This window comes from Actinomycetospora soli (genome assembly GCF_021026295.1).
GTDB classification, from domain to species: Bacteria; Actinomycetota; Actinomycetes; order Mycobacteriales; family Pseudonocardiaceae; genus Actinomycetospora; species Actinomycetospora soli.
The window spans coordinates 21,289-44,177 of the sequence record NZ_JAJNDA010000030.1; the positions used below are offsets into that span (position 1 = coordinate 21,289).

General features: G+C 74.8%; 23 protein-coding genes. 10 read left to right on the forward strand and 13 right to left on the reverse strand.

Going from position 1 to position 22,889, the window contains the following annotated elements:
- Nucleotides 1-176 precede the first annotated feature (176 nt).
- Entirely contained in the window at nt 177-1,181 is a 1,005-nt protein-coding gene (locus tag LN037_RS33935) for a helix-turn-helix transcriptional regulator (protein WP_230760053.1), read from the reverse strand.
- A gap of 96 nt (nt 1,182-1,277) precedes the next feature.
- On the opposite strand from LN037_RS33935, the gene LN037_RS29060 reads away from it, so the two are divergent.
- Nucleotides 1,278-1,700, forward strand: coding sequence for a cupin domain-containing protein (locus tag LN037_RS29060; RefSeq protein ID WP_230760055.1), 423 nt, complete (start codon nt 1,278-1,280; stop codon nt 1,698-1,700).
- A 187-nt stretch (nt 1,701-1,887) separates the two neighbouring features.
- Here the strand turns inward: LN037_RS29060 and LN037_RS29065 are convergent, their stop codons facing one another.
- Nucleotides 1,888-3,528, reverse strand: coding sequence for an AMP-binding protein (locus LN037_RS29065; RefSeq protein WP_230760057.1), 1,641 nt, complete (start codon nt 3,526-3,528; stop codon nt 1,888-1,890).
- A gap of 113 nt (nt 3,529-3,641) precedes the next feature.
- On the opposite strand from LN037_RS29065, the gene LN037_RS33940 reads away from it, so the two are divergent.
- Nucleotides 3,642-4,832 carry an AMP nucleosidase gene (locus tag LN037_RS33940; protein ID WP_230760059.1) on the forward strand — a complete coding sequence of 397 codons (1,191 nt, stop codon included), beginning with the start codon at nt 3,642-3,644 and terminating at the stop codon, nt 4,830-4,832.
- 106 nt (nt 4,833-4,938) lie between these two features.
- Here LN037_RS33940 and LN037_RS29075 read toward each other — a convergent pair whose 3' ends face one another.
- The 4 genes from LN037_RS29075 to LN037_RS29090 are packed head-to-tail and all read right to left on the reverse strand — an operon-like array spanning nt 4,939 to nt 7,983.
- A complete protein-coding gene (locus tag LN037_RS29075; protein ID WP_230760060.1) occupies nt 4,939-6,015 on the reverse strand; it encodes a sulfate/molybdate ABC transporter ATP-binding protein in 1,077 nt (358 codons plus the stop codon).
- Complete coding sequence (locus tag LN037_RS29080) at nt 6,012-6,785, reverse strand: ABC transporter permease (protein WP_230760062.1); 774 nt, start codon at nt 6,783-6,785, stop codon at nt 6,012-6,014. Before LN037_RS29080 ends, LN037_RS29075 begins: the two co-directional genes overlap by 4 nt.
- Nucleotides 6,782-7,555 carry a molybdate ABC transporter substrate-binding protein gene (modA, locus tag LN037_RS29085; protein ID WP_255695225.1) on the reverse strand — a complete coding sequence of 258 codons (774 nt, stop codon included), beginning with the start codon at nt 7,553-7,555 and terminating at the stop codon, nt 6,782-6,784. Before modA ends, LN037_RS29080 begins: the two co-directional genes overlap by 4 nt.
- A gap of 23 nt (nt 7,556-7,578) precedes the next feature.
- Nucleotides 7,579-7,983, reverse strand: a complete 405-nt coding sequence (locus LN037_RS29090) for a TOBE domain-containing protein (protein ID WP_230760066.1) — start codon at nt 7,981-7,983, stop codon at nt 7,579-7,581.
- A 137-nt stretch (nt 7,984-8,120) separates the two neighbouring features.
- On the opposite strand from LN037_RS29090, the gene LN037_RS29095 reads away from it, so the two are divergent.
- Complete coding sequence (locus tag LN037_RS29095) at nt 8,121-9,326, forward strand: acyl-CoA dehydrogenase family protein (RefSeq protein ID WP_230760068.1); 1,206 nt, start codon at nt 8,121-8,123, stop codon at nt 9,324-9,326.
- Here the strand turns inward: LN037_RS29095 and LN037_RS29100 are convergent.
- Nucleotides 9,310-9,942 (reverse strand): response regulator transcription factor, encoded by a 633-nt coding sequence (locus LN037_RS29100; RefSeq protein ID WP_230760070.1) that lies wholly within the window; start codon nt 9,940-9,942, stop codon nt 9,310-9,312. The genes LN037_RS29095 and LN037_RS29100 overlap by 17 nt on opposite strands.
- A gap of 177 nt (nt 9,943-10,119) precedes the next feature.
- On the opposite strand from LN037_RS29100, the gene LN037_RS29105 reads away from it, so the two are divergent.
- Complete coding sequence (locus LN037_RS29105) at nt 10,120-11,364, forward strand: DUF8814 domain-containing protein (protein ID WP_230760072.1); 1,245 nt, start codon at nt 10,120-10,122, stop codon at nt 11,362-11,364.
- Between the two features lie 669 nt (nt 11,365-12,033).
- Here the strand turns inward: LN037_RS29105 and LN037_RS29110 are convergent.
- Entirely contained in the window at nt 12,034-13,095 is a 1,062-nt protein-coding gene (locus tag LN037_RS29110) for an efflux RND transporter periplasmic adaptor subunit (RefSeq protein WP_230760073.1), read from the reverse strand.
- Nucleotides 13,096-13,353: 258 nt separating this feature from the next.
- Between LN037_RS29110 and moaA the strand changes: the two genes are divergently transcribed.
- From moaA to LN037_RS29135, 5 genes are all read left to right on the forward strand, one after another.
- Nucleotides 13,354-14,433, forward strand: a complete 1,080-nt coding sequence (moaA, locus tag LN037_RS29115) for a GTP 3',8-cyclase MoaA (protein WP_230760075.1) — start codon at nt 13,354-13,356, stop codon at nt 14,431-14,433.
- Entirely contained in the window at nt 14,433-14,711 is a 279-nt protein-coding gene (locus LN037_RS29120) for a MoaD/ThiS family protein (protein WP_230760076.1), read from the forward strand. Before moaA ends, LN037_RS29120 begins: the two co-directional genes overlap by 1 nt.
- Before the next feature lie 61 nt (nt 14,712-14,772).
- Entirely contained in the window at nt 14,773-15,780 is a 1,008-nt protein-coding gene (locus tag LN037_RS29125) for a hypothetical protein (RefSeq protein WP_230760078.1), read from the forward strand.
- A gap of 23 nt (nt 15,781-15,803) precedes the next feature.
- Nucleotides 15,804-16,268 (forward strand): methylated-DNA--[protein]-cysteine S-methyltransferase, encoded by a 465-nt coding sequence (locus LN037_RS29130; protein ID WP_230760080.1) that lies wholly within the window; start codon nt 15,804-15,806, stop codon nt 16,266-16,268.
- A 74-nt stretch (nt 16,269-16,342) separates the two neighbouring features.
- Nucleotides 16,343-17,845 (forward strand): AMP-binding protein, encoded by a 1,503-nt coding sequence (locus LN037_RS29135; protein WP_230760083.1) that lies wholly within the window; start codon nt 16,343-16,345, stop codon nt 17,843-17,845.
- On the opposite strand, the gene LN037_RS29140 is transcribed toward LN037_RS29135, so the two are convergent.
- Nucleotides 17,839-18,750: a DNA-3-methyladenine glycosylase family protein gene (locus tag LN037_RS29140; protein WP_230760085.1), complete on the reverse strand. Its 912-nt coding sequence runs from the start codon at nt 18,748-18,750 to the stop codon at nt 17,839-17,841. The two genes, LN037_RS29135 and LN037_RS29140, sit on opposite strands and share 7 nt — an antisense overlap.
- 19 nt (nt 18,751-18,769) lie before the next feature.
- On the opposite strand from LN037_RS29140, the gene LN037_RS29145 reads away from it, so the two are divergent.
- A complete protein-coding gene (locus LN037_RS29145) occupies nt 18,770-19,153 on the forward strand; it encodes a VOC family protein (RefSeq protein ID WP_230760088.1) in 384 nt (127 codons plus the stop codon).
- A 4-nt stretch (nt 19,154-19,157) separates the two neighbouring features.
- On the opposite strand, the gene LN037_RS33945 is transcribed toward LN037_RS29145, so the two are convergent.
- Genes LN037_RS33945 through LN037_RS29165 form a run of 4 tightly spaced genes read right to left on the reverse strand, consistent with a single transcriptional unit; the run spans nt 19,158 to nt 22,765 of the window.
- Nucleotides 19,158-19,805 (reverse strand): helix-turn-helix domain-containing protein, encoded by a 648-nt coding sequence (locus tag LN037_RS33945; protein ID WP_230760090.1) that lies wholly within the window; start codon nt 19,803-19,805, stop codon nt 19,158-19,160.
- Nucleotides 19,798-20,619, reverse strand: coding sequence for an endonuclease/exonuclease/phosphatase family protein (locus tag LN037_RS29155; RefSeq protein WP_230760092.1), 822 nt, complete (start codon nt 20,617-20,619; stop codon nt 19,798-19,800). The genes LN037_RS33945 and LN037_RS29155 overlap by 8 nt, the downstream gene beginning before the upstream one ends.
- Nucleotides 20,619-21,569 carry a P1 family peptidase gene (locus LN037_RS29160; protein WP_230760094.1) on the reverse strand — a complete coding sequence of 317 codons (951 nt, stop codon included), beginning with the start codon at nt 21,567-21,569 and terminating at the stop codon, nt 20,619-20,621. Before LN037_RS29160 ends, LN037_RS29155 begins: the two co-directional genes overlap by 1 nt.
- The gene (locus LN037_RS29165) at nt 21,569-22,765 is read right to left on the reverse strand and encodes a CaiB/BaiF CoA transferase family protein (protein WP_230760096.1); all 1,197 of its coding nucleotides are present in this window, start codon (nt 22,763-22,765) and stop codon (nt 21,569-21,571) included. Before LN037_RS29165 ends, LN037_RS29160 begins: the two co-directional genes overlap by 1 nt.
- Between the last annotated feature and the right edge of the window lie 124 nt (nt 22,766-22,889).

Sequence of the window (22,889 nt, forward strand, 5' to 3'; positions counted from 1 at the left end):
TCTCGTCGACGAGAACGCGCCCCGGCAGCGTGCCGGAGCGCGTCCGACCATCGTATCCCGCACGGGTGACGGGGTCGTCGGAGATCACGGGGCGCGGGCCCCGCTCCCGCGGCAGGAAAGCGTCGTTGCTGTCGGCCAGTGGCAGCAACGACGCTTTCCTGCCAGGGGGAGGGCGGTCAGGCGTGCAGCGGCGCGTAGTGGCCGGAGAACAGCGCGGCCTGGAGCTCACTGCGGCCCGCGACGTTGAACTTGGCGAGCACCGCCTTCACGTGGTCCTGCACCGTCCACTCCGAGAGCCCGAGCCGACGGGCGATCTGCTTGTTCGAGCGCCCCCGGGCCAGCTCGGCGAGCACCTCCTCCTCGCGGGCCGACAGCCCCCGCGCCCGCGCCACCACGTCGGCGAGCCGGGACGGGCGGATCGGGTCGACGACCACCGCGGTCCGGGCGCCGAGACCCGTCGTCGTGAAGGTGAGCCAGCGGCCGGACGGGGTCGGGGCGCTGACCCCGCCGCACCGGGACTCGGCGCGGCGGGCCGCGACGAGAGCGGTCACGGCCGCGGGCAGGTCGGTGCCCTCCAGCAGGGCATGGGCCTCCGGGCTGATCTCGACCACCCGGCCGTCGGGGTCGCAGAGCACGAGGCCGGAGCCCGCGACGTCGTGCGCGGCGAGCACCGGGTCGACGTCGCCGACCACCCGCGCCGCCGTCATCGCGGCCCGCAGCGCCACCGCGACCGGCCGACCCGCCCGTGCCACCGCGGCGACGTCGGCCGCGGTGAACAGGCCTCCCGCCCGGAGCAGGTCGACCACACCCCACGCGGTGCGGCCGTCGTGCAGGACCAGGCGGAGGTGGTCGGTGAAGCCCCGGGGCGCGAGGACCTCCCGGTGGCGTCGGCTGCGGACGGGGTCGCCGCCGGTCGCGTCGTGGACGGTGCCGACGAGAGGCCCGTCGGCGAGGTCGGCGTACCGGAGCACGTCGGGCTCCTCGCGGTACTCGCTGACGAGCACCTCGCCCTCGAGCACGGGATCACGGGCCGCGCCGTAGAGCCGGCAGGACGTGGTCATCACCGTGGCGGGATCGACGGTCGCCCAGACCGCGAGGTCGTGGCCCACGTCCCGGGCGAGGGCCGCGGCGGCGAGATCGCGCACGGCGACGTGGCCCGCGGCAGGATCGAGAGCGGTCACGGTGCGTCCCCCCTGGAACTGGGGATCGGATCCCCCACCGTCTTCTTACTACGTTCGAGAGGTCATCAGAACCGCTCACCTCACTCGGAGTACGCGATGAACGTCCGCACCGCCGACACCTTCCCCCTGATGGGCGCCGAGGCCGTCGTCCTCGCCACCGCCGACGACACCCACGAGGCCTGGGAGCAGTTCGAGCTCCGCCTCGGCCCCGGCGCGCGATCACCCCTGCACACGCTCGAGGCCGACAAGCTCTTCCACGTCGTCGCCGGCGCGGTGACGATCCGGGGCGGCGAGGAGGAGTGGGTCGTGACCGACGGACCGGTGTTCGTCCCCGCCGGCACCCCGCACTGCTACCGGAACGACTCGGGCGCGCCGGCGCGGATGATCGTCACGGTCACGGGACGCGGCCAGATCGACTTCCTGCGCGGGATGAGCCGGCTGACCGCGGACGGCCCGCCCGACCCGGCGGCCGTGGCCGCCCACACCGCGGCGCACGGGGTGACGATCCTTCCGGCGTGACGCCGGTGGCCGTTCTGAACGAAGGGGCCCTTCGGCCGGATAGACGGGCCGTGGGCGCCCTTCGCCACACCGGCCGGCGCCGCCCCGACACGAGCGAAGGGCACCTTCGATCGGATAGACCGACCGAAGGTGCCCTTCGTTCGAAGACGCGGGACGCGAAGACGCAGGACGGCAGCCGCAGAGGCCCCTACGCCGTCGGCGACGCCGCCTCGAGGCCCAGCAGCTCGACGGCGGTGGCCCGCATCTCGACCTTGCGGACCTTGCCGGTGACGGTCATCGGGAACTCCTCGACGACGTGCACGTACCGCGGGATCTTGTAGTGGGCGAGCTTGCCGGTGGCGAACTCCCGCACCTGCTCGGCGGTCAGCTCGGTGACCCCCTCGCGCAGCCGCACCCAGGCCATGAGCTCCTCGCCGTAGCGCTGGTCGGGCACCCCGATCACCTGCGCGTCGAGGATGTCGGGGTGGGTGTAGAGGAACTCCTCGATCTCGCGGGGGTACACGTTCTCGCCGCCGCGGATGACCATGTCCTTGATCCGGCCGGTGATGTTGACGTAGCCCTCGTCGTCCATCACCCCGAGGTCGCCGGTGTGCATCCAGCGGGCCCGGTCGAGCACCTCGGCGGTCTTGTCGGGCTGCTCCCAGTACCCGAGCATCACCGAGTAGCCGCGGGTGCACAGCTCGCCGGGCGTGCCGCGGGGCACGGTCAGCCCCGTCTCGGGGTCGATGATCTTCGACTCCAGGTGCGGCATCGTGCGGCCGACGGTGGACACGCGACGGTCCAGCGAGTCGTCGGCCCGGGTCTGGGTGGACACCGGCGACGTCTCGGTCATGCCGTAGCAGATCGACACCTCGGTCATCCCGAAGCGCTCGACGACCTGCTTCATCACCTCCACCGGGCAGGGCGAGCCGGCCATGATCCCGGTGCGCAGGCTGGACACGTCGTAGGACTCGACGTCGGGCAGCGAGAGCTCGGCGATGAACATCGTCGGCACCCCGTAGAGCGACGTGCAGCGCTCCTCGGCGACCGCCTCCAGCGTCAGCTTCGGATCGAAGCCCGGCGCCGGGATCACCATCGTCGCCCCGGAGCTGGTGCACGCGAGGTTGCCCATGACCATGCCGAAGCAGTGGTAGAAGGGCACCGGGATGCAGACCCGGTCGATCTCGGTGTAGCCGCACAGCCGGCCCACGAAGTAGCCGTTGTTGAGGATGTTGTGGTGCGACAGCGTCGCGCCCTTCGGGAAGCCCGTCGTCCCGCTCGTGTACTGGATGTTGATCGGGTCGTCCGCCGACAGCTCGGCCTGCACCGCGCGCACCCGCGACACGTCGCCGGTGACGAACAGCGCGGTCCACTCCGGCGAGTCGGTGATGATCACCGTCTCCAGCGCGGCGCAGTTCGGCCGGACCTGCTCGATCATCTCCGCGTACTGCGAGGTCTTGAAGGACCGCGCGGCGACCAGCAGCCGGATCCCGGCCTGGTTGAGCACGAACTCCAGCTCGTGCGTGCGGTACGCGGGATTGATGTTGACCAGGATCGCGCCGACCTTCGCCGTGGCGTACTGCAGCAACGTCCACTGCGCGCAGTTCGGCGCCCAGATGCCGACCCGGTCGCCCTTCGCGATCCCCAGGTCGAGCAGGCCGAGGGCCAACGCGTCGACCTCCGCGACGAACGCCGACCACGTGTACCGCAGGCCCTGCGCCCGGTCGACCAGCGCCTCGCCGTCGGGGAAGCGGGCCGCCGTGCGGTCGAGGTTGTCGCCGATCGTGTCGCCGAGCAACGGCTCGTCCGAGATGCCGGACGCGTACGACGGGACTGCGGGGGCGCTCACCGGGTGACCTCCATGACGAACTCGATCGTGGTCCGGTTCACTATGCCCGCCACCACCGACAGCGTGAACCCTCGCGGCCCGCCGTCGCCGGAGGGCTGGGACCATCGGCAGCCGTGACCGCGACCCACCCGCAGACGACCGCGAGCGCCGACGGCGCGACCCTCGACGGGTACGACGAGGCCGTCGCACGCCTGGTCGACACGCTCGCGGCCATCGACGACGACGGCTGGTACTCGACGATCGAGGTCGTGCGCCCGTGGTCGGCGGTCAACCCGCGACTGACCGGCGAGTTCTCCCGCACGGCCGCCATCCGGCGCTACCTGTGCCGCGAGGTCGAGGGGCTGCTGCGCGCCGGGGCCCGGGTCACGGTGCGGCCCTCGCGGCCCGCGCTGGCCTTCGACGACCCGTCGTTCTTCGCGGCGCTCGACGAGGACCGCGTGGACGCCCGGTCGAAGAAGCTCTTCCTGTTCGGCCCGGAGCGGATGCAGCTCTCGGTGGACCGGCTCGGGCACTACACCGGCACCCCCGCCGCGGCCTTCCAGCGGCACGTCCTGTTCACCAACTACGCGATGCACGTCGAGGCGTTCCTCGAGCGCTACACCGACGCGGTCCGCCCGGACCACGAGGTGCAGATGCCCGCGTACCACCACGTGCTGCCCGACGGCGACGGCGTCACGCTCGTCAACATCGGCGTCGGTCCCGCCAACGCGAAGACCGCGACCGACCACGTCGCGGTGCTCCGCCCCGACACCATGATCATGATCGGGCACTGCGGCGGGCTGCGGAACCACCAGCAGAAGGGCGACTTCGTCCTCGCGACCGGCTACCAGCGCTTCGACCACGTGCTCGACGAGGTGCTGCCGCTCAACGTCCCGGTGATCCCGAACCACCGGCTCAACACCTTCCTGCTCGAGGCACTCGAGCAGGCCGGCGCCGAGTACCGGATCGGCACGGTGCACACCACCGACAACCGCAACTGGGAGCTCAACCAGAAGCTGACGCTCGCGGCCATGCAGGCCAGCCGGAGCGTCGCGGTCGACATGGAGTCCGCGACGATCGCCGCCAACGGCTTCCGCTACCGGGTGCCGAACGCGACGCTGCTCTGCGTCTCGGACAAGCCGCTGCACGGCTCCCCGAAGCTCTCCGCCGACGCCCAGTCCTTCTACGAGACCTCCAAGCGCCACCACCTCGGCATCGCCCTCGCGGCGCTCGACCGGGTCCGCCGCGAGCACCCCGGCGGCCTCCCCAGCCAGGAGATCCGCTCGGTCGACGAGCCGCTGTTCGGCGGTCCGTCGGACGCCTGACCCGACGGCGGGTGTGGTCGCTCCCCGTCGCCGGGCTGCTGCTGGTGCTCGCCGTGGGGTTCGCCGTGTTGTGGGTCCGTCAGCTCTGAGCGGCGAGCGCGGGGCCTCACCGGCCCGCCGGGTACACCTCGACCTCGGCGGCCTTGACCGCGAACCACAGCTCGTCCCCCGGCTCGACGGCGAGGTCGGCGACCGCGGCCGGCGTCACGTCGGCGGCGAGGCCGTCGACCCAGCCCGGCCCGCCGTCGGGAACGGCGGCCCGCAGGCGCACGAGCTCGCCGTGCGGCTCCATCGCGGCCAGCCGCACCGGCACCAGCGTGCGGGGTGAGCCCTTGGGCGGGTCGCGGAACACCGAGACCGACGCCGGGGAGAACAGGGCGACCGCCGGCTCGTCGTCGGCCACCGGGTCCGGGTGCACGCCGCCGATCACCGTGCCCTCGGCGGTCCGCAGGCCCTCGCCGCACGAGCGGCCCGGCACGAGGTCGAGCCCCGCGATGCGGGCGGCGAAGGCGGAGCGCGGGCGGCGCAGCACGTCGGCGGTGGGCCCGGCCTCGACGACCCGGCCGCCGTCGAGCACGACGAGCCGGTCGGCGAGGACCACGGCGTCGAGCACGTCGTGGGTGACCATCAGCGTCGTCACCCCCGCGGCCCGCACCACGCGGCGCAGCAGCGAGCGGATCGCGGGCGTGACGTCCACGTCGAGGGCGGCGAAGGGCTCGTCGAGCAGCAGCAGCTCCGGCTCGCAGGCCAGGGCGCGGGCGATGGCGACGCGCTGGGCCTGCCCGCCGGAGAGCTCGGACGGGCGCCGGTCGGCGAGTGCGGTCGCGTCGACCATCTCCAGCCAGCGGTCCGCGGTCTCCCGCGCCACCCGCCGTCGGGAACCGGTGGAGCGCGGGCCGAAGGCGACGTTGTCGCGGGCGGTGAGGTGCGGGAAGAGCAGGGCCGACTGGCTGAGCAGACCGACCCGACGACGGTGCACGGGCACGTCGTCGAGCACCCGCCCGTCGAGCACCACGGATCCCCGGTCCGGCCGGTACAGCCCGGCGAGCGCGCCGAGGAACGTCGACTTGCCCGCGCCGTTCGACCCGAGCACCGCCACGACCTCGCCGGACTCCACCGTCACCGACACGTCCAGGGCGAACGACCCGCGCGTGACCGCGACGTCGACCTCGAGCCGGCTCATCGCAGGTCCCGGGTGCGCGACACCACGATCACCAGGATCGCCACGACGACGAGGACGAGCGACATCGCCACCGCCCCGTCGAGGTCGCTCTCCGACTCGAGGTAGATGAACAGCGGCAGGGTCCGGGTGGTGCCCTCGAGCGAACCCGCGAACGTGATCGTCGCGCCGAACTCCCCGAGGGCCCGGGCGAACGCGAGCACGCTGCCCGACATCAGGCCCGGCAGCACCACCGGCACCGTCACCCGCCACAGCGTCGTCGCCGGTGAGGCGCCGAGCGTCGCGGCGACCGCCTCGTAGCGCTCCCCCGCCGTGCGCAGCGCCCCCTCGAGCGAGACGACGAGGAACGGCATCGCGACGAAGGTCTGGGCGAGGACCACGGCCGTCGTCGAGAACGGGATGGTGATGCCGAACTCGCGGTCGAGGAAGCTGCCGAGCGGGCCGGTCCGGCCGAACAGGAACAGCAGCGTCAGGCCCCCGACGACGGGTGGGAGCACCAGCGGCAGCAGCACCACCGACCGCACGAACGGCAGCCCCGGCAACGACGACCGCGCCAGGACCACGGCGAGCGGGCCGCCGAGGACCAGGCACAGGACCATCGTCGCGAGCCCGGTCTCCAGCGAGAGACGCAGGGCCGCGAGCGCCGACGGCGTCGTGACGAGGCCGAGGAAGTTCGGCCAGTCCACCCGGACGACGAGCCCCGCCACGGGGATCGCCACCAGGAGCCACGCGAGGGCCGCCGGCGCCCAGAGCAGGCGCGGAACGGACGTCACTTCGTGACGAACCCCGCCTGCTGCAGCGCCGCGGTGCCCTGCGGGCCGCGGACGAAGCTGATCCAGCTCTGCGCGAGATCGGCGTTCTGCGAGCCGTTCACGACGCCGATCGGGTAGGACTGCACCGCGCCCTGGGCCGAGGCCTGCGGGAAGTCGAGGCCCTGGACCTTGCCCTGGGTCGAACGCACGTCGGTGACGTAGACGAGGCCCGCGTCGGCGTTCCCGGTCTGGACGCGGTTGAGCACGCCCTTGACGTCCTGCTCCTCGCTGGCCGGGGTGAGCGTGACGCCCGCGGCCTTCTCGGCGGCCTCGGCGGCCGCGCCGCAGGGGACGGCCGGCGCGCACACCACGGAGACGATCCCGGGCCGGTTCAGCGAGGCCAGGTCGGTGATGCCCTTGGGGTTGTTCGGGGCGACCGCGATCTGCAGCGTGTTGGTCGCGTAGACCACCGGCTCGCCCTGGATCTTCCCGGCCTGCACGGCGGTGTTCATGGTCTTCGAGCTCGCCGTCGCCAGGACGTCGGCCGGAGCGCCCTGCACGACCTGCTGGGCCAGCGAGTCCGAGCCGCCGAAGTTGAACGTCACGGTGGTGCCGGGGTTCGCGTTCTGGAACTCGGTGCCGAGCTGCTGGTAGACGCTCGTGAGCGACGCGGCCGCCGACACCGTCAGGGTCCGGGCCGGCGCCTGCGCCTGCGTGGACTGGCCCGACCCGGAGTCGGATCCGCCGCACGCGGTCAGGGCGAGCCCGAGCACGGCAGCGGCGCCGACCATGAGCGCGGAACGGAATCGGGTCCTCACGCGGTCCCTCCAGGGGTCTCGACGATGATGTGGGTGGCCTTGACGACGGCGACCGCCAGCGAGCCGACCTCGAGGGAGAGCTCGTGCACGGCCTCGGTGCTCATGAGCGACACGACCCGGTGCGGCCCGGCCTGGATCTCCACCTGCGACATGACCTTGTCGCTCTGGATGTCGGTGACCAGCCCGACGAGCCGGTTGCGGGCCGAGCGCCCGACGCCGGACGGGTCCGGGGTGGCATGGGCCTGCGCCCGCGCGAACGCCGCCAGGTCGGCCCCCGCGATGACCTTGCGGCCACTGGAGTCGGCCTCGACGGGCAGGGCGCCGCCGTCGGTCCAGCGGCGGACGGTGTCGTCGCTGACCCCGAGCAGCCGCGCCGCCTCGGCGATCCGGAAGTGCGTCACGGAGCGGCAGTCTAGGGCCGTAGGTACGGGCGCGCCCATCCGATCGGGCGGCATTTCCGGTGATCGTCGGTCACCGCCCGCTGCGATCACGGACGACCACCCTCGCGAACCGCCCGCGGCGGTGGGAGAGTCGCGGTGTGGACTTCGCCCCCAGCGCCGTAGCGGACGACTACACGAAGCGGATGCGCGCCTTCCTGGAGGAGTCGATCCTCCCGGCCGAGGCCGAGTACGACGCCTTCCGCGAGGAGCGCCGTGGCACCCCCGCCGAGCACGAGCTCCCGCCCGTCGTCGAGACCCTCAAGGCCGAGGCGCGCGAGCGCGGGCTGTGGAACCTGTTCCTGCCGTCGGAGTCGGGCCTGACGAACCTCGAGTACGCCGCGGTCGCCGAGGTCACCGGCTGGTCGCCGGTCATCGCCCCCGAGGCGATCAACTGCCAGGCCCCGGACACCGGGAACATGGAGACGCTGCACCTGTTCGGCACCGCCGAGCAGAAGCAGGACTGGCTCGTCCCGCTGCTCGCCGGCGAGATCCGGTCGGCCTTCGCGATGACCGAGCCCGCCGTCGCGTCGTCGGACGCCACCAACATCACCACCGAGATCCGCCGCGAGGGCGACGAGTACGTCGTCAACGGCAAGAAGTGGTGGTGCTCCGGCGCCGCCGACTCGCGCTGCGCGATCTTCATCGTCATGGGCAAGACCGACCCCGAGGCCCCGAAGCACCGCCAGCAGTCGATGGTCCTCGTGCCCCGGGACACCCCGGGCGTGCACATCACCCGGGCCCTGCCGGTGTTCGGCTACCAGGACCAGCACGGGCACTGCGAGATCGAGTTCCACGACGTCCGCGTGCCCGCGTCGAACCTGCTCGGCGAGGAGGGCGGCGGGTTCGCCATCTCCCAGGCACGCCTGGGCCCCGGCCGCATCCACCACTGCATGCGCCTCATCGGGATGGCCGAGCGGGCGCTGGACGCGATGGTGCGCCGCGCCAACGAGCGCGTCGCGTTCGGCAAGCCGCTGGCCGACCAGGGCGTGGTCCAGCAGCAGATCGCCGAGAGCCGCATCGAGATCGACCAGGCCCGGCTGTACGTGCAGAAGGCCGCGGACCTCATCGACAAGGTCGGCTCCCGCGGCGCCGCCAGCGAGATCGCGGCCATCAAGGTCGTCTGCCCGCGCATGGCCTGCGGCGTCATCGACCGCGCGATCCAGGTGCACGGCGGCGGCGGGGTCTCCGACGACTTCCCGCTCGCCTCGGCCTACGCCTGGGCCCGCGCCCTGCGCCTGGCCGACGGCCCGGACGAGGTGCACCTGCGCTCCGTCGCCCGCGTGGAGATCAAGCAGCGCGCCTGAACAGCCCGAGCACCCAGGCACGGCCGACCGCCTCCGCGCGGTCGGTCGCGCCGAGCTTGCGGAACAGCCGCGCCGCGTGCGACTTCACGGTGGCGGCCGACAGGTACAGCCGTCGGCCGATGTCGGCGTTGGTCAGCCCCCGGCTGACCCCGATGAGCACCTGGACCTCGCGCACCGACAGGTCGAGCCCCCGCTGCACCGGCAGGTCGACGACCACCCCGTCGTCCGCCGGCGTGAGCAGTTCCTCACCCGACCACGCGTCGACGACGGCGGCGACGGTGCGGGTCATCGCCCGCGGGGCGTCCCAGCGCAGGTAGGCGACCGCTCCCCCGGCGAGGGCCTCGGCGACGGCCGCCGGGTCGTCCGAGGGTCCCGCGACGAGCACCGGCACCTCCGGCGCCGCGGACCGGACGTCCGCCAGGGCGGGGGCCGCCGTCCCGGCGCGCGCCACCCCGAGCACGACGACGTCGGCCTCCCCCGCGGTGACCCGCGCCAGCAGGTCAGGCCGGTCCCGGGCGATCACCAGCTCGTCGACCCCGACGGCGGCGGCGAGCAGCAGCTCGAGGCGCCGGCGGGTCTGCTCCCGGTCGTCGTGCACCACGCAGGTGCTCGGCATCGCGCGACTCCTTCACACGATCGTGGACCGGACACCTCTACCGGGTGATATGGCTTCGGCGCGAGTGCCGCGGCGAGCATCATGACATCGGTGTAATTCACCTGGTCGGCCATCACCCACGTGCGCCACACCGCTACGGATTGCACGCAACGGGCCGACGCGACTTGCATGATCGCCATGCGACGGTTCGCGACGGTCCTGGCCGGGATGTGCCTGCTCCTCGCCATCCCCACCGTGCCCGCCGCGCTGGCCGTCCCGTCCGCGGAGACCTGGGGCGCGGAGCTCGCGGTCGACGGTGGCGACGACGTCGACGTGGTCGCGGACGACGGCGCCGCCCGGCTGCGCGACACCGCCGCACGGACCACGACGACGGGTCCCGCGCCCGCCGAGGGCACCCTGCTGCTCGCCCCGCGCCGCCTCGGCGCCGTCGCCGACCGCATCTCGACCGCCCCGACCGCCGACACCCCCGGCGGCTCGCAGGTCCTCGTCGCCGTGCGGGGCATCCGCGACGACGGGTCCTGGTCGGAGTGGATCCCGACCGGCGCGCAGGGCCCGGCGCAGCTCCCCGCGCCGACGCTGCAGGTGCAGGTCCGGGTGACGCTGGTCGCCGGCACGGACGGCGCCTCCCCGGCACTGCGCCGGCTGTGGCTCACCGCGGACAGCACGCCCGCCCCGCGACGGCTGTCGGCCTCGGCAGCGACCCCGCCGTTCACCGCGCGCGTGTTCGCCACCCGGATCGGCCTCGTCGGCAACACCACCGCCAACGGCCACCGCATCGTCTCCGACGACCGCTTCGTCGCCCTGCCCTCCCGCCGCGGTCTGGCCGCCGACGGCACCGGCGACTACACGGTGAAGGTCTGTGCGGGCGGTCGCTGCGCCTGGGCCCCGGTCTGGGACGTCGGGCCGTGGAACACGAAGGACGACCACTGGAACGCCGACCGCGAGTCCTTCACCGACCTCGCCCGCGGCCTGCCCCAGGCCCAGGCCGCCCGCGACGACGGGTACAACGGCGGCCGCGACGGGTTCGGGCGACGGGTGGCCAACCCCGCGGGCATCGACCTCGCGGACGGCACCTTCCGCCGCGACCTGCGCCTGACCGACAACGGCTACGTCGACGTCACCTATCTCTGGACCGGCACCGGACCGGCGGGCACCGCGCGCGGCGACGACCCGGTGACCGTCCGGGCGGCCCCGTCGCCCGACGCCCCGGACGTGGGGGTGGTGGCCGCCCGCTCGCGCGTCGGGGTCGAGTGCGCGGCCGCGCCCACGGCCTCCTCCCCCGCCCCGACGCCGGCTCCCTCCGCCCGGGCGGCGGCACGGACCACCACGTCTGCGCCGGTCACGTCCCGGTGGCTGCGCCTCGGGACCGGCCAGTACGTGCCCGCCACCGCCCTGGAGGTCCCCGATGTCCCCGCGTGCTGAGCTCCCGCACGGGGACCGTCGTGATCATCGAGCACCTGCGGGGGCGGAGCCGGTCGGCCGACCGCCGAGGGTGCTCGCTCAACGACGGGTCGGCGCCACCGGCGCGGTCGTCGCGGCCCTGATGCTCGCGGGGACCGCGGGTGCGCTCGCGGACCCGGCGATCGTCGTCCCGACGCCGCCGGGCGAGAGCTGGTCGGCCGAGCTCGCCCTCGACGGCGGCGACGACACCGGGGTCGTGCTCGCCGACGACGAGGTCCGTCCCGCGACGCCCCGGAGCGAGGGCGTCCTGGTCGTCGCCCCTCGGCGTCTGCTGCACCCCGCCGGGGCCGTTGCCGGCTCCGTCGGCGCGGACCGCCCGGCCGGCACCTCCGTCGACCTCGAGGTCCGCGGCCTCGACGCGGACGGCCGGTGGGGTCCCTGGCTCGCCGCACGCGACCGCGCCCCGGCGCGCTTCGCGGCGCCGACGTCCGAGGTGCAGGTCCGTCTGCTGCTGCGCGGCGCCTCCGACGGCTCGGCCGTCCCGGCCGCCCGCGACGTGTGGCTCACCGCCGAGCCGCCCGGACCCGCCCCGAGCACGATCCCCACCGACCGGCCCCGCCCGGCCGGTCTCGCGGCACCGCGCGCCGCCGCCCCGACGCGTCCCACCCCCGCGGTCCGGCTCGGGGAGACCTACGAGCCGGCCGCGGGCAGCCCGGTGCCGCCGACGACCACCTCGTCGCCGACGGCGAGCCCGTCGACCACCTCGACCGCGTCGTCGCCGACCAGCCCCACCTCGACGGTGCGGGCGACGGTGCCGCCGGAGCCCACGGGCCCCTGACCGCGCACCACCTGCACGGTCGCGGTGCCGGGTGTCGGTCCCGGGCGCAGCGCGTCCGGTGGCACGACGAGCACCCCGTCCCGCCGCGCGAGCACGATCGACGCCTGCGCCGGGAGTCCGATCCGGGCGGTGTCGGGCAGCGGCGCGCCGATCGCGACGGCGTAGCGGCCGTCCGGCCCGGGCACCGGCGCCACGTCCACCACCTGACCCCGCAGCCGCGGCCCACCCGTCGTCACGGACGCCGTGCGTCCGACGACCACGTCCGCGACCTGCGCGGGCGCCACCGCGACCCGCACGACGAGGCCGGTCAGGTCCGCGATCTCGACGGCGGGCGGCGAGGCGGCCGAGACGCGGTCCCCGACCTGCGCCCGCACGACGGTGACCGTGCCGTCCTGCGCGGCACGCAGCACCCCGCCGTCGAGCACCCGCCGGGCCTCGGCGAGCGCGGCGCGGTCGGCGGAGATCGCGGCGTCGAGGCGGGCGAGGGCGACCGGGTCGGGCACCGGCACTGCGGCCGCAGCGTCGCGGGCCCGTTCGTCCGCGGCGAGCGCGGCCTCCGCGGCGGCCACCCCGGGCCGGACGGCGCTGTCGTCGAGGGTCGCGAGGACGTCGCCGGTGCGCACGGTGGCGCCCACGGTCGCGTCCACGCCGGCGACGACGCCGTCGACGGGGAACGCGGCCGCGGTGGCGACGCGGCTGACCACGGAGCCGTCCACGTGGGCCTGGACGACGACGCCGCCCCGCACCACGGGCACGGTGTCGGGCCGCAGGGGCGCGTCCGCGGTGAGGGTGAGCCCGCCGAGCACGACGACCACCGCCAGCAGCAGCAGGACCGCGACCGCGGTCCGGCCCCGCCGCCGACGACGGCGCCGGGCGGGCGCCGCCGGGGGCGTGCGGATCGCGGTGGTGGTCACGGCCCGACGCTAGTGATCCCCGTCCGAGCGGCCGGGGACGTCGTGGTCGCTCGGCGTGTCACCCGAGTGGGGGACCCGCACACACGCCCCCGGCGGGCACCCCGGCGGCGCGACGCCTCTCCGATCGTACGGTTCCGGAGGGCCGGACCCGCAGGTGCGTGATCATGCCGTAGCGGTGTCCGCATCTGCGGCACACCGCCCGCGACCTGCGGAGATGCTGCTCACGTCACTCCTCGATCGTGCGTAGGCTGGACGGCGATGACCATCCTCGACCTCGGCGTCCCGTCCGTCCCGGGGACTCCGACCACCACCGCGGACCGTCCCTCCGACGACCGGCTCGTCGACCGCTACGGCCGGGTCGCGACCGACCTCCGGGTCTCGCTGACCGACCGCTGCAACCTGCGCTGCACCTACTGCATGCCCGCCGAGGGCCTGGAGTGGATGCCGACCGAGGAGGCCCTGACCGACGACGAGGTCGTCCGTCTGGTGCGCGTGGCGGTCGAGCACCTGGGCGTGCAGGAGATCCGCTTCACCGGCGGTGAGCCGCTGCTCCGGCGCGGCCTCGAGGACATCGTCGCGGCCACCGCGGCCCTCACGCCGAAGCCGGACATGTCGGTCACCACCAACGGCCTCGGCCTGACGAAGCGGGCGCAGCGCCTCGCCGACGCCGGGCTCGACCGGGTCAACGTCTCGCTGGACACGCTGCGCCCAGAGCGGTTCGCCGAGATCACCCGGCGCGACCGCCTGGGCGACGTGCTCGACGGCCTCGCGGCCGCCCGCGACGCCGGGCTCGGCCCCATCAAGATCAACACGGTGCTCATGCCGGGCCTGAACGACGACGAGGCCCCCGACCTGCTGGCCTGGGCGCTCGCCGAGGGCTTCGAGCTGCGCATCATCGAGCAGATGCCGCTCGACGCCGGTCACTCCTGGCAGCGCGACCGCATGATCACGGCCGAGCAGATCCTGGCCTCGCTGCAGACCCGGTTCTCCCTGCGTCCCGACCCGACCGAGCGCGGTGGGGCCCCGGCGGAGCGGTTCCTCGTCGACGGCTGGGAGCGCCCCGGCGGCGGCCCGGCCCGGGTCGGCGTCATCGCCTCGGTCACCCGGCCGTTCTGCGGCACGTGCGACCGCACCCGCCTCACCGCCGACGGCCAGGTGCGCACCTGCCTCTTCGCGCGGAGCGAGAACGACCTGCGTGGCCTCGTGCGCGGAGGCGGTAGCGACGCCGAGATCGCCGCCGCGTGGCGCGTCGCGATGTGGGGCAAGAAGCCCGGCCACGGCATCGACGACCCCGGGTTCCTGCAGCCCGACCGTCCCATGAGCGCGATCGGAGGATGATGACCAGCTCGGTCGACACCCGCACCGTCACCGTCACGGTCCGGTACTTCGCCGGCGCCAAGGCCGCGGCCGGCTGCGGCTCGGAGCCGATGACCGTGCCCGCGGGCACCACGATCGCCGCCCTCGTCGAGGCGGTCGCCGCCGACCACGGCGAGGCGCTGGTCAAGGTGCTCGCCGCCTCGTCCTTCCTGCTCGACGGCACCGCCGTGCACTCCCGGGACGAGGTCCTCGCCGACGGCGCCGTCCTGGACGTGCTCCCGCCGTTCGCCGGAGGCTGACCGCTAGGCCGAACGAGGGACGAGCTCGCGGGCGGCGATCACGCTCTGCTACTTCTAGCGGATGCGTCGCGCCGTCCCGGTCATCCTGCTCGCCCTCGTCGTCCTGGTCGGCACAGCGTGTTCCGGAAGCTCGGAGCCGCCGCCGGTCCCCGACCTGGGCCCCGTGGCCGTGACCGGCGACCCCCGGACCGCGGACGCCTGCGCCCTGCTCGACCCGGCGCTGTTCACCGGCACGGTCCCGCCGCTGCCGTACCCGGCGGTGGGCGACGTCGTCGGGTCGTGCCGGCTCACCGGCCAGGCCGAGCCCTACCGTCCGCAGACCGCCGAGGTGGCGTTCGCCCACGAGCGTTCGATGACCATCACGTCGGCCGAACCGCCGGAGTCCGCCGGGACGGCCACCGTCCTGCGCCCGCAGCCGGCGTACGACGTCTGCCGCCGCGTCGTACGACTCGGGGACGGCACGTTGGTGCTGTTCTCCGGCCGGACCGTCTCCGAGCAGGCCAGGATCGGCGCCGAGGGCGGGCCACCCCCGGTTGCGGACTGCCAGGTCGCGGAGCGGGCGATGCGGTTCGGGCTCGTCCGGCTGGCCGAGGCCGGGATCACCCACGGGCCCACCCACCAGCCGGACTCGATGCTGGAGCGCGCCGACGCGTGTGCGGCCCTCGGGGACCCGGCCGCGCTGCTCGGGCTGGTGAACCCGCCGCGCTACGTCGGCTTCGCCGACCGGCACTGCTTCGTCGGGACCCCGACGCTCGGGCAGCCCGTCGCCTGGCTCGACTTCGTGGCCGTGGACGACCTCCCGCCCGATCCGACGGCGCCCGAGGAGCGGCCCCTGCTCCGGCCGGGACTCGCGAGTCAGGTGACGACCCACCCCGGCCAGTTCGGCACGGCGTGCGAGGTGCTCACGCCGTGGACCGTCACCAGCTACCACGGACCTGGACCGACGCAGTGGGAGGTGGTGCGGGTCGTCGTCGAGATGCCGTTCGAGAGCCGGGACCGCGCGTGCGGCGTCGCCGTCCAGCTCGCCCGGGAGGCGGTCCCGCGCCTCCCCGCCCCCGCAACGGGCTGAGCGCCCGCGGTGTTCTCCCGGGCATGACCGTCGTGCACGAGACCCGGATCGGCCCGCTGTACCTGGAGGCCTCGACCGACGGCCTGACGCTGGTGGGGTTCGCCGCCCCGGCCGAGCCCGGGCCGGTCGTCGGGACGGCGCACCTCGACCTCGCGCGCCGCGAGCTCGACGCCTACCTCGACGTCGAGCTGCGCGAGTTCACGGTCCCGGTGGACCTGACCGGCGCGCACGACCGCCGGATCCTGGACGGGCTGCGACACGTGCCGTGGGGCTCGACGACCACCTACGGCGCGCTCGCGACCAGGGTCGGGCTGCCGCTCTCCGACTCGCGCCGGGTCGGCGGGGCGATGGCCCGGAACCCGGTCGCGATCGTGGTGCCCTGCCACCGCGTGGTGGGCGCCGACGGGTCGCTGACCGGCTACGCCGGCGGGCTGGGCACGAAGCGGGCCCTGCTCGACCTCGAGGCGGCGGACGCGATGCTCTTCTGAGCTTCGTCACAGTCACCTCTGGGCCGGGTCGCTCCGGGTATTCGTTGCCTACCGCAACGATGCTTGGAGGAGCCATGGCGCCCCGCGCCGATGTCGAGGCCCGACTCGAGGCGTTCGCCGACCACGCGGACGCCCCCGCCCTGATCCACCACGACCGGCGACTCACCCACGGCGAGCTGCGCGACGCGGTGTTCCGCACCGCGCGTGCCCTCGACGGCCGCGGCGTCGGGCCCGGCGCCGTCGTCGTGCTCCTCGCCGGCAACGAGCCCGAGGGGATCATCGCCCGCTACGCCGTCAACCTGCTCGGCGCCGGCGTCACCCAGCCCTACGCGGGCCTGTCCGCCGAGGCGCGGGGCCGGATCGTCACCGACGTCGACGCGGCCGCGGTGCTCGTCGCCCCGGGGCACGACGACGACGCCGACGCGGTGCTGGCGCACTGCGCGCCGGTCACCCGCATCGCGCTCGACGACGCCCTGACCGACGGCGTCGACGCCGCGCCCGTCGCGTGCCGGGCGCGGCCCGGGGACGTCGAGCAGATCCGGCACACCGGCGGCACGACCGGCCACCCGAAGGGCATCACCTACACCTTCGGCCACCACCTGCGGATGCTCGAGCACTCCTGGCGCCCCTCCACCGCGGAGGAGCCGGGAGTCGAGCCCGAGACGGTCCGCCAGCTCGTCTGCACGACGATCGCGCACGCGGCGGGCGGGATCGCCGACCGGACGCTCTCGGTCGGCGGCGCCGTCGTGCTGCTCGACGGGTTCGACCCGGCCGAGGTCCTCGCGACGATCGAGCGCGAGCGGATCACCGACCTGTGGCTGCTCCCGCCGCTGCTGCACCGGCTGCTCGACCACCCCGACCTCGACCGCACCGATCTCTCCAGCCTGCGCACCGTCATCTACGGGGGCGCACCCGCGGTGCCCGCACGCACGGCGGAGGCGGTGCGGCGCATCGGCCGGGTGTTCGTGCAGTTCTACGGCCAGACCGAGGCCGGCGGGATCAGCGTGCTCACCCGCGAGGAGCACGACGACGAGTCCCTGCTCGGCACCGTCGGGCGGGTGCTGCCCACCACGGAGCTGCAGATCCGCTCCGACGGCGACGACGACGGGCCGGGCGAGATCTGGGTGCGCACCGGCATGGAGTTCGACGGCTACTGGAAGCAGCCCGAGCTGACCGCCGCGACCCGCGACGCCGACGGCTGGATGCACACCGGCGACGTCGGCCACCTCGACGACCGCGGCTACCTGCACGTGGTGGACCGGCTCGGGGACGTCGTGGTGGTCGTCGGCGGGCACGTCCACACCCCCGAGGTGGAGAACGTCCTCGTCGAGCACGCGGACGTCCGCGAGGCCGCGGTGTTCGGCGCGCCGGACGACGACGGGTCGGAGTCGGTGCACGCGGCCGTCGTGGTCGAACCCGGGACGCACCCGGACCCCGAGGAGCTGACCGGGCTCGTCATCGAGAGGCAGGGCTCGATGTACGCGCCGGAGGACGTCGAGGTCGTCGACGAGATGCCGCTGACCGACGCCGGGAAGGTCGACAAAAAGGCGCTGCGGGCCCGGCTGGCCGCTCAGTAGCCGGGCATCGTGTTGACCGCGTGGTCGAGGGCGGCCCACAGGTACTGCGTGGCGTAGGCGCGGTAGGGCCGCCAGGCCTCGGCGTGCGCGACCAGGTCGCGGTCGCGCTCGGGCAGTCCGAGCTCGCGGGCGGCCACGCGGACGCCGAGGTCCGAGGGGAGGAAGGCGTCCGGGTCGCCGAGGGCGCGCATCGCGACGGAGTCGACGGTCCACGGTCCGATCCCGCGCAGCGCCCCGAGCTGCGCCCGCGCGTCCGGGCCGTGGAGGTCGACGCTGCCCTCGGCCAGGGCGGCCACCAGCCCGTGCAGGGTCCGCTTCCGGCTGGCCGGCATGCCCAGCTCGTCGTCGGTGAGGGCGGTGAGCTGGTGCGGGGTCGGGAAGAGGTGGGTCAGCGACGAGCCGTCCGGGGCCAGACCCGCGGGCAGCGGCGTGCCGTGGTCGCGTACGAGGCGGGACGCGTGGGTCCGGGCCGCGGCGGTGGAGACCTGCTGGCCGAGCACGGCGCGCACGGCGAACTCGTCGGGGTCGGGGCTGCCGGGCACGCGCCGACCGGGGGCGGCGTCGACGAGCGGCGCGAGCACCGGGTCGGCGCGCAGGCACCCGTCGACCGCGGCCGGGTCGGCGTCGAGGTCGAGCAGGCGCCGGGCCAGCCCGACCGCACCGGCCTCGTCGTCGGGATCGGACAGCCGCAGCTCCGCCTCGACCACTCCGCCCATCGGCGGCGGGAGGCTCACGACGGCGGGTCCGCCCGGCAGCCGCAGCGTGCGCCGGTAGGCGCCGTCGAACCACTCCTCGACGCCCGGGACCGCGGTCGCCACCAGGTGGCCGTAGAGGTTGTCCGGGCACAGCGGGGCGGTGAACCCGAGGGCGTGTGTCCGATGGATCCACGACCCCGTCGCCGTCACCGTCCTAGCCTCCCACGCCATGCAGCCCCGACCCTCCGCCGTCGGCCTCGTGGTGTCCGACATGGCCGCCTCGCTCGCCTTCTACCGCTCGCTGGGCCTCGAGGTCCCCGACGAGCCCGCACCGCACGTCGAGATCGCCTTCGGCGGCCTGCGGCTCCTGCTCGACACCGAGGAGACCGTGGCGTCGTTCGACCCGTCGTTCACGCCGCCGACGGGCGCGGGCCGCGTCGGGCTGGCGCTGGAGTGCGACTCCCCCGCCGAGGTCGACGCCGCCTACGCGCGGATCACCGGCGCCGGGTATCGCGGCCACCTCGCGCCGTTCGACGCGTTCTGGGGCCAGCGCTACGCCTCGGTGCTCGACCCGGACGACGTGGGCGTCGACCTGTTCGCCGCGTCGACCTGAGCGATCACCCGCCGAGTGCCGACGGCGGCCTCCCGGTCAGCGCCCGGACCTCGCGGGACAGGTGCTGCTGGTCGACGTACCCGACCTCCGCGGCCGTCTCCGCCCACGGGCGTCCTTCCCGACGACGGGTCAGGGCGCGCTGCAGCCGCAGGACGCGGTGCAGGTGCTGCGGCCCGTAGCCGAACCGGGCCCGGCTCCGGCGGTGCAGCGTGCGGGCGGACCACCCGAGCCGGTCCGCGATCGTCGCCACCGGGACGCCCCGCGCGGCGGCCTCGAAGACGGCCGGCGCCCAGGCCTCGTCGTCGGGCAGGTCCCGCAGCCGCGACCGCAGCCAGGACCCGACGTCGGGAACCCGCCCGACGACGTCGACGAGCGGCACCGTCCGCCCCACCAGCTCGTCCGCGGGCACGCCGAGCACGAGCGGCCCGACGCCGTGGGAGAACCGCACACCGCGGAAGGTCCCGACGGCGTCGTGCTCCCGCGCGACCGCGTCCGGCCCCGCGACGACCGCCTCGCCGTCGGGACGGACGATCACGTCGAGGCACCCGTCCGGCAGGATCAGCGCCGGGCCGGCGGCGACCCGGCGCCACGGCTGGGGTGCGCTGCGCGCTCGTGAGTAGTTGTGACGGTCATACCCGTCAGAACTACTCACGGGGCGCAGCCACCTCGAGGTCGACCACCACGCCGTGGTGGTCGGACGGCCACACGCCGTCGGAGGCCGGGCCGTCGCCGAACACCGCCACGTCGTCCACCCGCAGCGGCACGCTCCCCCGCCCGGCCCCGACCAGCACGTGGTCGATCCGCGACGGCGGGGAGCCGCTGGGGGCGACGTAGGGGTTCGCCGGGGACCAGGTCGGCTCGTCGGGGTCGGCCGCCCAGCGCCGCGTGTTGACGAGCACCAGGCCCGGCTCGGCGGGCGCGGTCAGGTGGCCCTCGATCAGCCGCATCTCGTCGGAGGCGGCCTCGGCGTTGAAGTCGCCCAGCACCAGCGGCGGCAGGTCGGTCGGCGGGGCGGCGACCACGTGGCGGGCGATGACCCGCACCTGCTCGCACCGCACCGCCGACCCGCTCGCGGACGACGTCAGGTGCGCCGACTGCACGTGCCACGAGCCGGCCGGGGTGTCGACGGTGGTGCCGAGCAGCACGCGACCGCTGCCGCACAGCCCCTCCAGGTGCAGCCGGTGCACCGGCCAGCGGGCGAGGACGGCGTTGCCGATCCCGCAGTCGGCGTCCTGCGGTCTGCGCACCGTCCACGACGACGCGTCCGGCGACGGCCCGAACACCGCGTGCATCCCGAGGTCGTCGGCGAGCCCGCTCGCGAGGTCCTCGGCGCCGCGGCACCAGACCTCCTGCAGGCCGATCACGTCCGCGTCCAGCGCGCGCAGCGTCTCCAGCACCGCCGGGCGCCGACGGTCCGCGTCCCCGAACCGCCACCACAGGTTCCAGGTGGCCACGCGGAGTCTCATCAGCCCACGACCTCGCGGTACGAGCGGTACCCGCCCGTCGACGCCGCGGCGAGCACGGCGTTCCCGACCGCCCGGGTCACCACGTCCGCCCCGGCCGTCAGCAGCGTCTGCAGACCGGCGAGGTCCGGGGCCGGGCGCGTGGTGGTGGCGAGCCCGAAGAGGGTGTCGCCGTCGGTCATCCCGTGCACCGGCCGGATCGCCCGGGCGAGCCCGTCGTGGCCCACGGCGGCGAGCTTCGAGCACTGCGCGACGGTCAGGGTCGCGTCCGTCCACACCACGCCGATCGTGGTGTTCAGCGTGGGCGGCGCCGCGGCCGCGGCCAGCCGCCCGAGCAGACCCGACCTGTCGTCGGGAAGGGCCGGCGGGGTGCGGTCCGCGGGGGTGAGGTGCCGCGCCGCCCACAGCTCCCCGGTCCGCGGGTCGACCGCGGACCCGGCCGCGTTCACGACGACGAGCGCGGTCACCTGCCCCGCGTCGGTCGTCTCCGTCGCCGTGCCGACCCCGCCCTTGAGCCCGCCGACCAGCGTGCCGGTGCCGGCCCCGACGACGCCGTCGTCCCACGTCTCGGACGCCGCGGCCAGCGCCTCGGCGCCGAGGGCGGCGTCCGGGCGGGCACGGAAGTCGCCGCCGCGGCCGAGGTCGAAGACCACGGCCGCGGGCACGATCGGGACCACCTCGCCGGGGCCGCCGACGGGGAACCCGATCCCCTGTGCGCCCAGCTCGTCCATCACGCCCGTCGCGGCGGCGAGGCCGTAGGCGGAGCCGCCCGAGAGGACCACGGCGTGCACCCGGTCGACGAGCGTGCGCGGGTCGAGCGCGTCGGTCTCCCGGGTGCCCGGGCCGCCGCCCCGCACGTCGACGCCCGCCACCGCGCCCTCGGGACCGGGCAGGACGACGGTGGTGCCGGTCAGGGCGCCGCCGCCGAGGCGCCGGGCGTGGCCGACGCGCATCAGATCGTGCCCGCGGTCGTCAGGTCGGCGATCTCGGCGTCGGAGAGGCCGAGCTCGCGGTAGACCTCGTGGTTGTCGGCACCGAGCCCGGGGCCGGCGCGGCGCACCGAGGCGGGCGTCCCGGCGAAGGTCGGCACCACGCCGGGCCCGAGGACGTCCTCGTCGAGGCGCTCGTCGTGGTGGGCGACGATCATGTCGCGGGCCAGGAACTGCTCGTCGGTGACCACCTCGGCGATGGTGTTCACCGGCCCGACGATGACCCCGGCCGCGTCGAGCAGCTCCCGCACCTCGTCGGCCGGCTTCGAGGCGACCCAGTCCGCGACGATGCCGTCGATCTCGTCCTGGTTGCGGCCGCGGGCGACGTGGTCGACGAACTTTTCGTCCGTGGCCAGCTCGGGGCGGCCCATCGCCTCGCACAGCCGCCTGAACACGGTGTCCTGGTTGGCGGCGACCACCATCCAGAGCCCGTCGGCGGACCGGTAGATGTTCGAGGGCGCGATGCCGTCGAGCCGCGTGCCGCCGGGCGTCCGCACCCGCCCGAGCTTGTCGTACTCGGGGATCGCCGACTCGAGCACCGACAGACAGGCCTCGGTGATCGCGATGTCGACGACCTGGCCCTTCCCGGTGACCGAGCGGGAGTACAGCGCGGCGAGCACCCCCTGCACGGCGACCATCCCGGCCAACGAGTCGCCGAGGGACACCGCCATGCGGGGCGGCGCCTCGCCGGGGAAGCCGTTGATGCTGCGCATGCCGCTGACCGCCTCGGCCACCGACGCGTAGCCCGGCTTGGAGGCGTACGGACCGGTCTGCCCGTAGCCGGAGACCCGGCCGAGGATCAGGCCCGGGTTGACCTCGGAGAGCCGGTCGAAGCCCAGGCCCCAGCGCTCGAGGGTGCCGGGCCGGAAGTTCTCGACGATCACGTCGGTGCGCGCGACGAGCTCGAGGAACAGCTCCTGGCCGCGGCCCGAGCGGGGGTCCAGGGTGATGCAGCGCTTGTTGCGGCCGATCACCGTCCACATGAAGTGCTCGCCCCTGTACTCGCCCTGACCCCAGTCGCGCAGCGGGTCGGGCCGGCCGGGAGGCTCGATCTTGATCACGTCGGCGCCGTAGTCGCCGAGGATCCGGGCCGCGAACGGCCCGGCGATGATCGTGCCCATCTCCAGCACCCGCAGCCCCGCGAGTGGTCCCGTCGTCATGGTCGACATTGTCGGGCCCGGAACGCACGAAGGGCACCTCCGGTGCGGAGGTGCCCTTCGGTCGGACGGGGTCCGAGCGTGTCGCGCTGCTGTCGTCCGGTGTCAGCGGTGTGCCACCGCTGAC